General features: G+C 70.6%; 12 protein-coding genes. 7 read left to right on the top strand and 5 right to left on the bottom strand.

The window, feature by feature from the left end; genetic code table 11:
- Nucleotides 1–50: 50 nt before the first annotated feature.
- The 4 genes from acs to ACFHPP_RS20255 form a co-directional block, all read right to left on the bottom strand.
- Nucleotides 51–1,997 (bottom strand): acetate--CoA ligase, encoded by a 1,947-nt coding sequence (gene acs, locus ACFHPP_RS20270; RefSeq protein WP_437165052.1) that lies wholly within the window; start codon nucleotides 1,995–1,997, stop codon nucleotides 51–53.
- A gap of 270 nt (nucleotides 1,998–2,267) precedes the next feature.
- Entirely contained in the window at nucleotides 2,268–2,870 is a 603-nt protein-coding gene (locus tag ACFHPP_RS20265; protein ID WP_437165051.1) for a PEP-CTERM sorting domain-containing protein, read from the bottom strand.
- A 172-nt stretch (nucleotides 2,871–3,042) separates the two neighbouring features.
- Nucleotides 3,043–3,432: a PaaI family thioesterase gene (locus tag ACFHPP_RS20260; protein WP_437165050.1), complete on the bottom strand. Its 390-nt coding sequence runs from the start codon at nucleotides 3,430–3,432 to the stop codon at nucleotides 3,043–3,045.
- A gap of 56 nt (nucleotides 3,433–3,488) precedes the next feature.
- A complete protein-coding gene (locus ACFHPP_RS20255; protein WP_437165049.1) occupies nucleotides 3,489–4,226 on the bottom strand; it encodes a class I SAM-dependent methyltransferase in 738 nt (245 codons plus the stop codon).
- 81 nt (nucleotides 4,227–4,307) lie between these two features.
- On the opposite strand from ACFHPP_RS20255, the gene mutM reads away from it, so the two are divergent.
- The 4 genes from mutM (at nucleotide 4,308) to dnaA (ending at nucleotide 8,271) form a co-directional block, all read left to right on the top strand.
- Complete coding sequence (gene mutM, locus ACFHPP_RS20250; RefSeq protein WP_437165048.1) at nucleotides 4,308–5,222, top strand: bifunctional DNA-formamidopyrimidine glycosylase/DNA-(apurinic or apyrimidinic site) lyase; 915 nt, start codon at nucleotides 4,308–4,310, stop codon at nucleotides 5,220–5,222.
- A 24-nt stretch (nucleotides 5,223–5,246) separates the two neighbouring features.
- Nucleotides 5,247–6,023 (top strand): enoyl-CoA hydratase, encoded by a 777-nt coding sequence (locus ACFHPP_RS20245; RefSeq protein ID WP_437165047.1) that lies wholly within the window; start codon nucleotides 5,247–5,249, stop codon nucleotides 6,021–6,023.
- A 126-nt stretch (nucleotides 6,024–6,149) separates the two neighbouring features.
- Nucleotides 6,150–6,428 (top strand): 30S ribosomal protein S20, encoded by a 279-nt coding sequence (rpsT, locus tag ACFHPP_RS20240; RefSeq protein WP_430670628.1) that lies wholly within the window; start codon nucleotides 6,150–6,152, stop codon nucleotides 6,426–6,428.
- A gap of 325 nt (nucleotides 6,429–6,753) precedes the next feature.
- A complete protein-coding gene (dnaA, locus tag ACFHPP_RS20235) occupies nucleotides 6,754–8,271 on the top strand; it encodes a chromosomal replication initiator protein DnaA (RefSeq protein WP_437165046.1) in 1,518 nt (505 codons plus the stop codon).
- Nucleotides 8,272–8,391: 120 nt separating this feature from the next.
- Here the strand turns inward: dnaA and ACFHPP_RS20230 are convergent, their stop codons facing one another.
- Nucleotides 8,392–9,567, bottom strand: a complete 1,176-nt coding sequence (locus tag ACFHPP_RS20230; RefSeq protein WP_437165045.1) for an amidase — start codon at nucleotides 9,565–9,567, stop codon at nucleotides 8,392–8,394.
- Between the two features lie 195 nt (nucleotides 9,568–9,762).
- Here ACFHPP_RS20230 and ACFHPP_RS20225 point away from each other — a divergent pair, with 195 nt between their 5' ends.
- The 3 genes from ACFHPP_RS20225 to ACFHPP_RS20215 all read left to right on the top strand — a co-directional run bounded on the left by ACFHPP_RS20225 (nucleotide 9,763) and on the right by ACFHPP_RS20215 (nucleotide 11,939).
- Complete coding sequence (locus ACFHPP_RS20225; protein ID WP_437165044.1) at nucleotides 9,763–10,302, top strand: sigma-70 family RNA polymerase sigma factor; 540 nt, start codon at nucleotides 9,763–9,765, stop codon at nucleotides 10,300–10,302.
- Entirely contained in the window at nucleotides 10,299–11,012 is a 714-nt protein-coding gene (locus ACFHPP_RS20220; protein ID WP_437165043.1) for an anti-sigma factor, read from the top strand. Before ACFHPP_RS20225 ends, ACFHPP_RS20220 begins: the two co-directional genes overlap by 4 nt.
- 99 nt (nucleotides 11,013–11,111) lie before the next feature.
- Nucleotides 11,112–11,939 (top strand): DUF4394 domain-containing protein, encoded by an 828-nt coding sequence (locus ACFHPP_RS20215; protein WP_437165042.1) that lies wholly within the window; start codon nucleotides 11,112–11,114, stop codon nucleotides 11,937–11,939.
- Nucleotides 11,940–12,073 lie beyond the last annotated feature (134 nt).

Genomic DNA, 12,073 nt, shown 5'->3' with positions numbered 1-12,073 from the left:
CCCTCTCCCCCTCCAGGGGGAGAGGGTTGGGTGAGGGGGGCCTGCGCAGACTACCGGATCCGGTTGTCCACCAGATCCTGCACCACCCCAGGGTCCGCCAGCGTCGAGGTATCCCCCAGCGCCTCCGTCTCGTTGGCCGCGATCTTGCGCAGGATGCGGCGCATGATCTTGCCGGAGCGCGTCTTCGGCAGGCCCGGCGCCCACTGGATCGCATCCGGGGAGGCGATCGGTCCGATCTCCTTGCGCACCCAGGCGACGAGTTCGCGGCGCAGCGCCTCGGTCGGCTCCTCGCCGGTCTTCAGCGTGACATAGGCGTAGATGCCCTGGCCCTTGATGTCGTGCGGCATGCCGACCACGGCGGCCTCCGCCACCTTCGGATGCGCCACCAGCGCGGATTCCACCTCCGCCGTACCCATCCGGTGCCCGGCGACGTTGATGACGTCGTCGACGCGCCCGGTGATCCACCAGTAGCCATCGGCATCCCGCCGGGCGCCGTCGCCGGTGAAATACTTGCCGGGGAAGGTGGAGAAGTAGGTCTGCTGGAAGCGTTCATGGTCGCCATAGACCGTGCGCATCTGGCCCGGCCAGCTATCCAGGATCACCAGATTGCCTTCGGTGGCGCCGTCCAGAAGGTTGCCCTCGTTGTCCACCAGCGCCGGCTGCACGCCGGGCAGCGGCAGTGTGGCGGAGCCTGGCTTCTGGGCGATGGCGCCGGGCAGCGGGCTGATCAGGATTCCGCCGGTCTCCGTCTGCCACCAGGTATCCACCACCGGGCAGCGCTCATCGCCGACGTTGCGATAATACCATAGCCAGGCCTCGGGATTGATGGGTTCGCCTACCGACCCGAGGATGCGCAGCGAAGCTCGTGACGTCTTCTTCACCGGCGCCTCGCCGTCCCGCATCAGGGCGCGGATGGCGGTGGGGGCGGTGTAGAAGATGTTGACCTGGTGCTTGTCCACCACCTCCCAGAACCGCGACACGGTGGGGTAGTTCGGCACCCCCTCGAACATCAGCGTGGTGGCGCCGTTCGCGAGCGGGCCATAGACGATGTAGGTGTGGCCGGTCACCCAGCCGACATCGGCGGTGCACCAGTAGATCTCGCCGTCGCGGTAGTCGAAGACGTTCTGGTGGGTGAAGGACGCCCAGACCATGTAGCCGCCGGTGGTGTGCAGCACGCCCTTCGGCTTGCCGGTGCTGCCGCTGGTATACAGGATGAACAGCGGGTCCTCCGCCCCCATCGGCTCCGGTGCCGCATCGCGCGCCTGGCTGTCGCAGGCCTCCGACCACCAGTGGTCGCGGCCGTCCTGCATCGCCACGCTGCCGCCGGTGTTGCGGGCGACGATGACGTGCCGGATGGAGGGGCAGGTCTTCAGCGCCTCGTCCGCATTGGCCTTCAGCGGCACGCGGCGGCCGCCGCGGCGGCCCTCATCCGCCGTGATCAGCATCGTGCATTCCGAATCCTGGATGCGCGAGGCCAGGCTGTCCGGCGAGAAGCCGCCGAAGACGATGGAATGCACCGCGCCGATGCGGGCGCAGGCGAGCATGGCGACCGCGGCCTCGACGATCATCGGCAGGTAGATGCAGACCCGGTCGCCCTTGGCGACGCCCAGGCCGCGCATCGCATTCGCCAACTGGCAGACGCGCCCGTGCAACTCCCGGTAGGTGACCTTGGCATCGCTGCTGGGATCATCCCCCTCCCAGATGATCGCCACCTGGTCGCCGCGCGTGGCCAAATGCCGGTCGAGGCAGGAGACGGAGGCGTTGAGCACACCGTCCTCGAACCACTTGATCGAGACCTGGCCGGATGCGGCGCCGAAATCCGTGTTCTTGATGACCGTCGGCGCCCGCATCCAGGCGATGCGGTCCTGCGCCTCGCGCGCCCAGAAGGCATCGGGGTCGCGCGCGGCGGCCTCGAACATCGCCTGGTAGCCGGCGGCATCGACATGGGCCCGCGAAGCGATCTCGGGCTTCACGGCGATCAAGGTGGTTTCGGTCATGCGCGTCCCCCAGCTCGTCACGTCTCGTTCCGGCGTGCTGGCCGGTTGATAGGACCTGAATGGGGCACGCGGCCATGAGATGCGTCAACCGGCAGGGGCCGGCGAACGGCCGAATGGCCGCCGCCGCCCCTGCCGCGAATCCAGCGCGTGCCCCGCGACCAAGGGTCCGGCGACCGAGGATCCGGCGACCGAGGATCCGGCGACCGAGGATCCGGCGACTGGGGATCCGGCGCCGGGGAGCATGAAGGTGAACCCTTCATGCGTCTGGCATCACGCCTGCTGGCGGCGCCGGCGGCGGGCGAGGCCGAGGCCGAGCAGGCCGGCGCCGAACAGCGCCATGCTCGCGGGCTCCGGCACCGGGGTCGGCGGCGGCGGCGGGGTGGTGCTGCCGTTGGTGTCGAAGAAGGTGATGTGGGAGAAGCCGGGATTGCCCGGGAAGTAGGTGTCGAGGTCGGCGGTGAAGGACGTGATCGCCGTCGTCAGGTCGTAGAACAGCGCGAAGCCGTTCGCCTGCTTGATGGCGAAGTAGTGGATCTCCGGGTCGCTGGCACCAGGGGTGTAGGTGAAGCTGAGTTCGTTGGTCGCGTTGTTCAGGCTGACCACGAACTCGCTTCCCGTGATGGTCGGGAACTTGTTGCTGAAGGCCTGCCCGCCGCCGGATTCCCGCTTGTAGACGGTGGGGGAGGCGCCGGGGGTGGCGCCCTGCTGCGTGCCGGTGGTGGTGGCGTAGCAGTTGCTGAAGCCACCCGCGCCGCCGCACTCGGTGCCGCTGAAGTTGCCGGCGTAGATGATGGCGGCCTTGGCCGGGCCGGCGGCGAGCGCAAGGCCGGCTGCCAGGACGGTCGCAGCCAGGAAGGTCGTTGGGGTTTTCATCTTGTTTGGTCCTCTCGTTTCCCCTTTCGGGGTAGCCACGAGAGAGCAGGAAGCATGCCAAGCGAAATGGTTTTGGCAAGATGCTGATACTTGTCGCATTTTTTATGTATACAGCCGAGCCCTCTCGCCGGGCGACGCGCGCCGTCAATTCCTCCGACGGGCTCGTTTCGCCTCAGCGCCGTTCCGGGGAGACTGCCATCATGGTGGCCAGCATGGTGGCAACCAGCGTGTCCGACCCGCCGGCATTCCGCACGAAGACATCGGCGCGGCAGAAGCTGAGGGTGCGGCCGGGCTTGAGGACCTGGCCGCGCGCGACGGCCGTGGCGCCCCGGGCCGGGCGCAGGAAGCTGCACTTGAACTCGACGCTCAGAACCTCCCCGCCGCCCGGTCCCTGGGGCGGCAACAGGCTCATCGCGGCAAAGCCGCAGGCGTTGTCCGCGAGCGTTGTCAGCACGCCGGCGTGGAACAGGCCGTGATGCTGGGTCAGGCCGGGGCTGAAATCCGCCTCGATGGTGCAGGCGCCGGCCTCCAGCGCCACCAGGCGCCCGCCGAGCGTGGCCATGAAGCCCTGCGCGGCGAAGGCGGCGGTAACGCGGGCGCGGACGGCCTCCTCCAGGGCTACAGCCGCCAGCCGCTGTGGATGGCCACGATGCCGCCCGAGAGGTTGCGATGCGCCACGCGTTCCAGCCCGGCGTCGCGCATCATGTCCTCCAGCGTCTCCTGGTCCGGGAAACGGCGGATGGACTCGGCCAGGTATTCGTAGCTCTCGCGATCCTTCGCCACCCGGGCGCCAATCTCCGGCAGCACCTTGAAGGACCAGGTGTCGTAGATCCGCGCCAGCGGCTCGATCCCCACCTTGGAGAATTCCAGGCAGTGGAAGCGCCCGCCAGGGCGCAGCACGCGCCGGGCCTCGCGCAGCACCGCGTCCTTGTCGGTGCAGTTGCGCAGGCCGAAGGCGATGGAAACTTTCTCGACACTCCGGTCCGGCAGCGGGATGTGCTCGGCGTCCACCACGGCGAATTCCAGGCCCTGCGTGATGCCGCGGTCCAGCGCCCGCTTCTGCGCGACCTCCAGCATCGCCGGGTTCACGTCGGTCAGGATCACCCGCTTCGCGCCCCTCTCCAACGCGCCGAAGGCGATGTCCCCGGTGCCGCCGGCCAGGTCCAGCAGCGTCTCCCGCGGCGAGGCGGCGATGGCATTGACGAAGATGCGTTTCCAGATGCGGTGGATGCCCAGCGACATCATGTCGTTCATCAGGTCGTAGCTGGGCGCCACGCTGGAAAACACCTCCCGCACCAGGGAGGCCTTTTCGCCGCGTGGCACCTCGCGGTAGCCGAAATCCGTCGTATCGCTCATTGAGCTACCTTGCCGTGCGCGCCGCCCGCGGGCAAGCAAGCGTCCCGCCGTGCAACAAGGCCGCGGCAGCACGAGGAAAAAATGCCCGAGTTGCCGGAGGTGGAGACGGTGATGCGCGGGCTTCGGGCGGTGCTCGAGGGCCGGCGCATCCGCCACGCCGAGACCACCCGGCCGGACCTGCGCTGGCCCTTCCCCGAAGGCCTGGGCCGGCGGCTGACCGGCGCCACCGTCACCGGCTTCCGTCGGCGCGGCAAGTACATGCTGGCGCGGCTGGATACCGGCGAGAGCCTGCTGATCCATCTCGGCATGTCCGGGCGGATGGTGGCACGCCCGATGGCGGCGGCGCCCGTGCCGTGGCTGGGGCCGCAGGGCGCCGCCTCCGACGCCCGCGGCCACAACAACCCGCCAGGGGAGGACCAGGTGGCGCATGAGCACCTGGTGATGGAGACGGCGGACGGCACCCGCATCGGCTTCGTCGACCCGCGCCGCTTCGGCTGCATCGACCTGGTGCCGACCGTGGCGGAGGAGTCCCACAAGCTGCTGGCGGGCATGGGGCCGGAGCCGCTGGAGGACGGGTTCACGGTGGCCAGCCTGGCCGCCTCCCTCGCCGGCAAGCGCACCCCGATCAAGGCGGCGCTGCTGGACCAGCGCGTGGTGGCAGGGCTCGGCAACATCTATGTGGCGGAGGCGCTGTTCCGCGCCGGGATCTCCCCGCGTCGGGAGGCGCATACCATCCCCGGCGTCCGGGCCGGCAGGCTGGTGCCGGCGATCAAGGCGGTGCTGGAGGAGGCGATCGGCGCCGGCGGCTCCAGCCTGCGGGATTATGTCCGGGCGGATGGCGAGTTGGGCCGTTTCCAGGACCGGTTCTCGGTCTATGACCGCGAAGGCCAGCCCTGCCCGCTGTGCCCGGGCCTCGAGGCCGGCGGCTGCGCCGGCGTTTCGCGAATTGTGCAATCCGGCCGGAGCAGCTTCTACTGCGCCCGCACGCAACGGTGAACACACGATGAAAGGGAACGCCGCATGTCCTATGAGATGATCCTGGTCGAGACGCAGGGCCGCGTCGGCGTCATCACGCTGAACCGGCCGCAGGTGCTGAACGCGCTGTGCGACCAGCTGATGACCGAGCTGGGCGAGGCGCTGCGCGCCTTCGACGCCGATGCCGCCGTCGGCGCCATCGTCCTGGCCGGCAGCCCGAAAGCCTTCGCGGCGGGGGCGGACATCAAGGAGATGAAGGGCCGCGACTTCCCGGCGGTGTATTTCGACGATTTCATCGGCAAGCGGTGGGAGGATGTGCTGCGCATCCAGAAGCCGGTGATCGCCGCGGTGGCCGGCTTCGCGCTGGGCGGCGGCTGCGAGCTGGCGATGATGTGCGACCTGATCCTGGCGGCGGACAACGCCAAGTTCGGCCAGCCGGAGATCAACCTCGGCATCATCCCCGGCGCCGGCGGCAGCCAGCGCCTGACGCGGGCCATCGGCAAGTCGAAGGCCATGGAGATGATCCTGACCGCCCGGATGATGGATGCGGCGGAGGCCGAGCGCGCCAACCTGGTGTGCCGGGTGGTGCCGCTGGAGGCCCTGATGCCGGAGGCGCTGAAGATGGGCGAGAAGATCGCCAGCCTGTCCGCACCCTCCGTCGCCATGGCGAAGGAGGCGGTGAACGCGGCCTTCGAGACGACGCTGCGCGAAGGCGTGCGGCTGGAACGCCGGCTGTTCCATTCGCTGTTCGCGACCGCCGACCAGAAGGAAGGCATGGCCGCCTTCGCCGAGAAGCGGCGCCCGGATTTCCGCCACCGCTGAGGCATCGGCAGGCCCGCGGGCACGCGCGCATTGACTCCCGCGCGGCCCGGGGGGTAGTAACCCGGCCTTGGCTGGTGGCTTCCGCCCCCGGCACCCGCAACAATTGACTGGTCAGACAACACCGCCATGGCGAACACGGCTTCCGCACGCAAGCGCATCCGCCAGACCGAGAAGCGCACGGAGCGCAATCGCGCCCGCCGTTCGCGCGTCCGCGGCTTCATCCGCAAGGTCGAACAGGCGATCGCCGGTGGCGACAAGGCCGTGGCGCAGGAAGCGCTGCGGGCCGCGCAGCCGGAAATGCAGCGCGCCGCCGACAAGGGCGTGTTCCACGACAACACTGTGGCGCGGAAGCTGTCCCGCCTGTCTGCCCGCGTGAAGGCCATCGGCGCCCCCGCCCAGGCCTGACGCCCCCCAGGGTCTGGCCAATGGGCCGACCCTGATCCTGCCCTTCCCGACGACATGGCGCGCAACCTTCCGACAGGCGGGATGCGTGCTGTTGTCGTTGCGAAATGTAGTTCCGGCGGCTTCGCCTGTTCTTTTGTGGCGCCGCCGTAATCTGCGAACCCGCCAGTAATCATTTGCGCCGGTCGACGGGGTCGCGGTAGCCTTCCGAGGGTCGCAGCAAGCCGGGATGTCCGGTGCGCGGCTTTCTTCACGGCCGGATTCCCCGGTGCCGATCGGTCACACGCAGCGCGCCCGCAAGGGTCAATGAGGTTGGCAGGTGCAGCACATGGAGCATGCGGTCGGGCCGTCATCTCCGTCCTCCGCCACCCAACTGGCCGAGGTCTGGGCCCGCATCCGCGGCCGGCTGAAGGAGGAGGTGGGCGAGGTCGAATACCGGACCTGGCTGCGCCAGATGACCCTCGCCGCGGTGCAGGGCGAGGAAGCCACCATCCTGCTGCCGACCCGCTTCCTGCGGGATTGGGTGCGCGGTCACTATGGCGACCGGCTGCGCGCGCTGTGGCAGGCCGAACTGCCCGCCATCCGCCGTCTGGATTTCCGGGTGCAGCCCGAGGCACGTGCCGCCGAGCCGCGGCCGGAAGCCACGGAAGCCACGGAAAATGGCGCATATTCTCGCCAGCCTGCCTCGCCGGACGCTCGGCCGCCGCGCGTGACGGCCAGGCAACTGGCCGAGCCCGCGGAACAGACGGGCCTGGCGGAGCCGCTGGGCCGGGCGCCGGAGCCCCGGGCGGAAAGCCGCAGCGAATGGTCGGCGCCGCTCGACCCGCGCTTCACCTTCGACAGCTTCGTGGTCGGCAAGCCGAACGAATTCGCCTATGCCTGCGCCCGCCGGGTGGCGGAGCGTCCGGCGAGCCCCGGCTTCAATCCGCTGTTCCTGTATGGCGGCGTCGGCCTGGGCAAGACCCACCTGATGCATGCCAGCGCCTGGGCGATCCGGGAGATGGCCGTGGCCGCCGGACGGCCGCCGCTGACCGTCGCCTACATGTCGGCGGAGAAATTCATGTACCGCTTCATCGCCGCGCTGCGCAGCCAGAGCACGATGGAGTTCAAGGAATCGCTGCGCAGCGTCGATGTGTTGTTGATCGACGATCTGCAGTTCCTGATCGGCAAGGACAATACACAGGAAGAATTCTTCCACACCTTCAATGCATTGATCGACGCCGGCAAGCAGATCATCGTCTCCGCGGATAAATCACCGTCCGATCTGTCCGGAATCGAGGACCGGCTGCGCACCCGACTCGGCTGCGGCATGGTGGCCGACCTGCACGCCACGACCTACGAGCTGCGAATCTCGATCCTGCAGACCAAGGCGGTGACGCAGGGCGTGCCGGTACCGGCCAAGGTGATGGAGTTCCTGGCGCACAAGATCACCTCCAACGTGCGGGAGCTGGAAGGTGCGTTGAACCGCCTGATCGCCCACGCCAACCTGTTCGGCCGCCCGGTCACGATGGAAGGCGCCCAGGAAGTCCTGCACGACATCCTGCGCGCGCATGACCGCCGGGTGACGATCGAGGAAATCCAGAAGCGCGTCGCGGAACACTACAACATCCGCCTGACCGACATGTCCTCCCCCCGCCGGGCGCGCGCCGTGGCGCGGCCGCGGCAGGTGGCCATGTACCTGGCGAAGCAGCTCACCAGCCGGTCCCTGCCCGAGATCGGCCGCCGCTTCGGCGGGCGCGACCACACCACCGTGATGCACGCGGTCAGCCGGGTGGCGGAGCTGATGCAGGCGGACAGCGCCTTCGCCGAGGATGTCGAACTGCTGCGCCGCATGCTGGAGACGTGATTCGAGGCCTCAGGCGCCGGCGCGGCCTCCGGCCGCTTGGCTGCGCGCCATAGGGCGCGGCCGCCGTTCGGCCGCTGGCCCGCCCTTGGCGGGCGCAGGTTGCGCCTTTCCCACACCGGATCAGCCCAGCGCCAGCGCCTCCGCCGCCACCAGAAGTTCCGCATCGCGGTAGGGCGCGGCAATCAGCGAGAGGCCGATCGGCACGTCGTCCAGCGTGCCGGCCGGGATGTTCACCTGCGGCAGCCGGCACAGGCTGGCAACGCAGGTCAACGCCAGGGTCCGGTCCCGGAAGGCCATCTGCGCGGCAACCGGCGCGTCCCGCAGCGGCGGCAGGTCATGCGCCGTCGGCATCACCAGGACGCCGTCCTCGCCCAGCAGCGCCCGCATCCGCGCGGCAAGCCGTTCACGCTCGCGCCATGCCGTGGCGATCTCGGCGGGGGTCACGGCAGCGGCCTGCGCCATGCGGTCGCGCACCGCGGGGCTGAGCCGGCGGCCGGGCTGCATCGCCCAGGTCCCGTGCGAAGCCCACAGCTCGCCCAGTTGCAGCGGGCGGAAGGTGTCCAGCCAATGCGCCGGGCCGTCCTCGTACAGCGTCACGCTCTCCGCCCGGCCCAGGCCCTGCGCGGCATCGAGCAGCGCGGCCCCGAGCGTCGGCAGCGCCACCTCGAAGGCGTCCCCGGCCAGCATCAGCCGCGGCGTCCAGGGCCGGGCCGGGCCGAAGAACGCCTCGCCCACCCGGCGCAGCAGCGCGGCATCGCGGGCGAACCAGCCCACCGTGTCGATGCTCGGCGCCATCGGCATGACCCCGGCCACCGAGACGCGGCCATGGCTGGTGCGGATGCCGTACAGCCCGCAGAAGCTGGCGGGCACGCGGACGGACCCGCCGGTATCGGTGCCGAAGGCGAAGTCGCACAGCCCGGCGGCGACGGCGGCGGCGGAGCCGGAGGAAGACCCGCCCGGCACGCGGTTTGGCGCCCGCGGGTTGATCGGGGCGCCGTAATGCGGGTTCTCCCCGAACAGCCCGCTGGCCAGTTCATCGGTGTGGGTCTTGCCGACCAGCGTGGCACCGGCGGCGAAGGCCGGCAGCAGCGCACTGGCGGAGGTGGCGGAGACCGGAGCCTCCGCCAGCCGGTCCGGATTGCCCCAGCCGCTGCGGGTGCCGGCGACATCGAACAGGTCCTTCGCTGCGAAGGTCAGGCCGGCGAGCGGGCCTGAGGCGGCGCCATGGATGCGCGTTTCGCCATGGGGGACGAAGGCGCTGGCGCGGATGGCCGCCAGGCTGGGACCATCGGTCATGCCGGGCTCGATCCACGGTTGCGGGGCAGGGGAGCGCTCATGGAAACCTCCGGGTCCGGCGCTTCGGGCGCCTTGTCGCACGGCAGCATGCCGCCATCGGCCTGCTGCATCGAGACCCCGCGCCACGCAATCCGCATGCCATGATCGGCCCGCTGTCTTGCCCGCACGGGCGCGGCATGGTCATCCTGCCCACGCATGGATGCCGCCAGCGACCTCTCCCCCCTTCTCGCCGCCGTTGCCGGTGGCGACAGGACCGCGTTGCGGGCGGTGTATGAACGCCAGTCGGTGCGGCTGTTCGGCGTCGCCAACGCCATCCTGCGCGACCGTGAGGCCGCAGCCGACGCCCTGCACGACGCCTTCCTGCGCATCGCCAACAAGTGCGGGCAGTTCGACCCGGCCCGCGGCACCGCGGAGGCCTGGCTCGGCGGCATCGTCCGCCATGCGGCCCTCGACCTGGCCCGCGCCCGGGGCCGGGAGATCCCGACCGACGACCCAGCGCTGGGTGACCAGCCGGTGGAGGCCGATGCGCTGGACCGAGTCGCCGCGGATGCCGAGGGCCGGCGCCTGCGGCAATGCCTGGCGACGCTGGAGGAACGCAACCGCCGCGGCATCGTGCTGGCCTTCGTGCACGGGCTGAGCCACGCGCAGATCGCCGCCCGGCTGGATCTGCCGCTCGGCACCGTGAAGGCCTGGATCCGGCGCGGCCTGCTGCGGCTGCGGGAGTGCCTGGCATGACTCCCGAGGAACGCGACGCGTTGGCCGCCGAATACGTGCTCGGCACGCTGGAGGCGCGGGAGGCCGCCGCGGTGGCCGCCGCGCTGCCGACCGATGCGGCGCTGGCCGAGGCGGTGGCGGCGTGGGAGGCGCGGCTCGCGCCGCTCACGGCACTGGCCACGCCCGAAGCGCCGCCGCCGGACCTGTGGGCGCGGATCGAGGCTGCGCTGGACCCGGCCCCCGCCAAGGCGGCACCGAGGAAGGCACCCTGGTGGTCTTCCCTGCTGGACCCGTGGCGCGAAGGCGCCCTGGGGGGGTGGCGGGCGGGCGCGCTGGGCGCCGGCGCGCTGGCCGCCGGCCTCGCCGCCTTCATCCTGCTGCAGCCGGAGCCCGCGCCGCGGCTGATGACCGTGCTGCTGACCGAGAGCGACCAGCCGGCCTGGCTGGTGGAGGCCGACCAGGGTGGCCTGCGCCTCGCCTCGCTGAACCCGCGCCCGGCGCCGGAGGGCCGCGTGCTGGAATTGTGGGCGCTGCCGCAGGGCGCGACGGCGCCGACCTCGCTCGGCCTGATCCCGGCGCAGGGCCGCATCAGCGTGTCGCCCAGCACCATCCAGCCAAGCCCGGGGATGCTGATCGAGATCACGCTGGAACCGCCGGGTGGCTCGCCGATCGGTCGCCCGACCGGGCCGATCCTGTTCATCGGGCGCCTGGCGCCGGCGAGCGGCACCTGAAATAATTTCTCTCGGCGCTGCATCCACGCGGCACCGCGCTCCGTAACGCATCCAGAGACGCCGTAACGGCACTCGCAAGATGTACACGGAGAGAAACCGATGACCCCGACCCTTCGCACCGCCATCGCCGCCGCCGGCATGATCGCCGCCGTGCAGGCCGCCACCGCCGCCGATGCCGCTACCCTCGTCGCCCTGACCGCCGACAACGCCCTCGTCAGCTTCGACAGCGAGACGCGCCGCGCCGGTGCCCCGGTGCGCGTGACCGGCACCGATGGCCGCCTGCTCGGCATCGACCAGCGGCCGCAGGACGGCAAGCTGTACGGCGTGACGGAGCGCGGGCAGATCGTCTCCATCGACGTGGCGAATGGCCGCGCCACGCAGGTCTCGCGCCTCAACATGCCGTTCGAGAGCGGTGGCCGCGCGGTGGTGGACTTCAACCCGGTCGCCAACCGGCTGCGCCTGATGGGCATGTCCGGCGTGAACTTCCGCGTGAACGTGGACACCGGGGAAGTCGTGCGCGACGGCCAGCAGAAGTACCAGGTCGGCTCGCCGCAGGCCGAGACGACGCCGCGCATCACCGCCGGCGCCTACACCAACAGCGTCGCGCCGCCCGCCGGTGCGCCGGCTGCCGGCCAACCCGGCGCGCCGACGACGGCGCTCTACACGATCGACACGCTGCTCGGCGCCTACAACCTGCAGGCGCCGCCGAATGACGGCGTGCAGCAGGTGAAGGGCATGCTCGGCATGAGCCTGCCGGTCGGCGTCGGCTTCGACATCCTGTCGGACGGCCAGGGCGGCAACATGGGCTACGTGCTCGCCCATGGCACGCTGCACGGCATCGACCTGGCGAATGGCCGCCTGACCGCGATGGGCGCGGTGGCCGGCCTGCCCTCGGCCGAGATCCTCGACATCGCCGCGAGGCGGTGAGACCTGCCTCCGGCGGGATGCGCTGACCAACCCACTTCGGCGGGATGCGCCGCCCCCTCTCCCGGTGCATCACGCCCGAAGCCGCCGCCATGCTCCCGTGCATGGCGGCGGTCTCATTTCCGGCCGAGGGCTGG

The sequence above is a fragment of the Falsiroseomonas sp. E2-1-a20 genome (genome assembly GCF_051433195.1).
GTDB lineage: Bacteria > Pseudomonadota > Alphaproteobacteria > Acetobacterales > Acetobacteraceae > Falsiroseomonas.
Note: the sequence above shows the minus strand (reverse complement) of the source record. Positions and strands in the feature narration are given on the sequence as shown.

Coding starts and splice junctions, on each gene's coding strand:
- acs (WP_437165052.1), bottom strand. CDS start 1,997: ATGACCGAAACCACCTTGATCGCCGTGAAGCCCGAGATCGCTTCGCGG.
- ACFHPP_RS20265 (WP_437165051.1), bottom strand. CDS start 2,870: ATGAAAACCCCAACGACCTTCCTGGCTGCGACCGTCCTGGCAGCCGGC.
- ACFHPP_RS20260 (WP_437165050.1), bottom strand. CDS start 3,432: ATGGCCACGCTCGGCGGGCGCCTGGTGGCGCTGGAGGCCGGCGCCTGC.
- ACFHPP_RS20255 (WP_437165049.1), bottom strand. CDS start 4,226: ATGAGCGATACGACGGATTTCGGCTACCGCGAGGTGCCACGCGGCGAA.
- mutM (WP_437165048.1), top strand. CDS start 4,308: ATGCCCGAGTTGCCGGAGGTGGAGACGGTGATGCGCGGGCTTCGGGCG.
- ACFHPP_RS20245 (WP_437165047.1), top strand. CDS start 5,247: ATGTCCTATGAGATGATCCTGGTCGAGACGCAGGGCCGCGTCGGCGTC.
- rpsT (WP_430670628.1), top strand. CDS start 6,150: ATGGCGAACACGGCTTCCGCACGCAAGCGCATCCGCCAGACCGAGAAG.
- dnaA (WP_437165046.1), top strand. CDS start 6,754: ATGGAGCATGCGGTCGGGCCGTCATCTCCGTCCTCCGCCACCCAACTG.
- ACFHPP_RS20230 (WP_437165045.1), bottom strand. CDS start 9,567: ATGACCGATGGTCCCAGCCTGGCGGCCATCCGCGCCAGCGCCTTCGTC.
- ACFHPP_RS20225 (WP_437165044.1), top strand. CDS start 9,763: ATGGATGCCGCCAGCGACCTCTCCCCCCTTCTCGCCGCCGTTGCCGGT.
- ACFHPP_RS20220 (WP_437165043.1), top strand. CDS start 10,299: ATGACTCCCGAGGAACGCGACGCGTTGGCCGCCGAATACGTGCTCGGC.
- ACFHPP_RS20215 (WP_437165042.1), top strand. CDS start 11,112: ATGACCCCGACCCTTCGCACCGCCATCGCCGCCGCCGGCATGATCGCC.